The 1837-nt window shown below is 67.8% G+C and carries 3 protein-coding genes; 2 read left to right on the top strand and 1 reads right to left on the bottom strand.

What is annotated here, in order from left to right; translation table 11 throughout:
- A partial coding sequence (locus ABNT58_RS22185; protein ID WP_348755576.1) for a basic amino acid ABC transporter substrate-binding protein occupies positions 1–715 on the top strand: 715 nt, incomplete at its 5' end.
- 21 nt (positions 716–736) lie between these two features.
- Positions 737–1489 carry an amino acid ABC transporter permease gene (locus ABNT58_RS22190; RefSeq protein WP_348755577.1) on the top strand — a complete coding sequence of 251 codons (753 nt, stop codon included), beginning with the start codon at positions 737–739 and terminating at the stop codon, positions 1487–1489.
- Positions 1490–1700: 211 nt separating this feature from the next.
- Here ABNT58_RS22190 and ABNT58_RS22195 read toward each other — a convergent pair whose 3' ends face one another.
- A complete protein-coding gene (locus ABNT58_RS22195) occupies positions 1701–1796 on the bottom strand; it encodes a MarC family protein (protein WP_348755578.1) in 96 nt (31 codons plus the stop codon).
- Positions 1797–1837: the final 41 nt, after the last annotated feature.

Below are 1837 nucleotides of genomic sequence, written 5' to 3' on the forward strand. Positions count from 1 at the left end.
CAAGGTCATCACCGTGGGCACCGACGCCGCGTACGCGCCGTTCGAATCGCAGAACGACAAGGCCGAGATCGTCGGCTTCACCGTCGACGTGCTGAGCGCCGTGGCGCAGAAGGCCGGCTTCGAGGTGAAGTTCGTCAACACACCGTGGGAAGGCATCTTCAACGCGCTGCAGCAGGGCGACCGCGACCTGCTGGCCTCGTCGATCACCATCACCGACGAGCGCAAGCAGACCATGGACTTCAGCTCGCCCTACTTCGACGCGGTGCAGCTGATCGCCGTCAAGCAAAGCAGCAAGGTCGCCAAGTTCGACGACCTGAAGAAGCTCAAGGTCGGCGTGCAGACCGGCACCACCGGCGACGAAGTGGTGACCAAGCTGCTGGGCAAGACCAGCGCCAACGTCAAGCGCTTCGAGTCCACCCCGCTGGCGCTGAAGGAACTGGAAGCCGGCGGCGTCGATGCCGTGGTGGCCGACAACGGCGTGGTCATCCACTACGTGGCCAACAACCCGGGCGCGCAGTTCAAGACCGTGGCCGACAGCAGCTTCGTGCCCGAGCAGTACGGCTTCGCCGTCAAGAAGGGCAACGCCGAGCTGCTGAGCCTGGTCAACAAGGGCATCGCCGACATCAAGGCCGACGGCACCTACGACAAGATCTACGCCAAGTACTTCGGCAACGCGCCGGGCGCTGAAGCCGCGGCTTCCGCCGCCTCGAAGTAAGCAGGGCGGAGACGACGGGTCGTGGATCTTCGTTGGGAAATTCTGGCCGGCTACGGCCCGTTGTTCATCTCAGGCCTGTTCATGACGGTGAAGCTCACCGTCGTGGCCATCGGCGTGGGGCTGCTGCTGGGCGTGGTGTTCGGGCTCATCAGCAGCTCGGCCGACGCGCCGCAGCCCAAGTCGGCGGTGCTGGCGTGGCTGCTCAAGCTGGCGCGGCTGGTCACGCTGGCCTACGTCACCTTCTTCCGCGGCACGCCGCTGTTCGTGCAGATCCTGCTGGTGCACTTCGCGGTGATGCCCACGCTGGTGCACCCCGAGCATGGCCTGCTGCTGGCCGGTGAAGCGGCGCGCGGCTTCCGCCAGGAATACGGCGCCTTCTTTTCCGGCGCGCTGGCCCTCACGCTCAACGCCGGCGCCTACATCTCCGAGATCTTCCGCGCCGGCATTCTGAGCATCCACCGCGGCCAGACGCAGGCCGCCTACAGCGTGGGCCTGACCCATGCGCAGGCGATGCGGCACGTGATCCTGCCGCAGGCCTTCCGCCGCATGATGCCGGCGCTGGTCAACGAAGGCGTCACACTCATCAAAGACTCGTCGCTGGTCTCGGCCATCGGCCTGGCCGAACTGGCCCTGGCTGCGCGCACCGTGGCGGGCGCGTATTCGCGCTACTGGGAGCCGTATCTGTTGATTTCGGCGATCTACCTGGTGCTGACGCTCTTGCTGGCCGGTCTGGCCAAACGCCTCGAAGCACCCGCGCACCTGCGCGGCAGGTGATCCCAGCCCCTCGCCCGGCGGGTACGCCGGGCGATCCCCCAGGGGGATGCGGGCCAGCCTTGGGGCGGCCCGGCGGCTGGCCCGTGTCATGTCGCCCCTCGCCGACGGCGTGCCGTCGGCGATCCCCCAAGGGGATGCCGGGCCGGCTTGGGGCGGCCCGGCACTCGGCCCGGAGCCCCTCGCCCGGCGGGTACGCAGGGCGATCCCCGCCTCAGCTGAAGAAGTAGCGCTTCAGACCGGCCAGGATCATCTCCACCGCCACCGCGGTCAGCACCAGGCCCATCAGCTTTTCGATGGCGCTGACCATCGAGGCGCCCAGCAAGCGGCGCAGGCGGTCGGCCAGCAGCA

Source organism: uncultured Aquincola sp. (genome assembly GCF_964001545.1).
Classification (GTDB): Bacteria; Pseudomonadota; Gammaproteobacteria; order Burkholderiales; family Burkholderiaceae_C; genus Aquincola.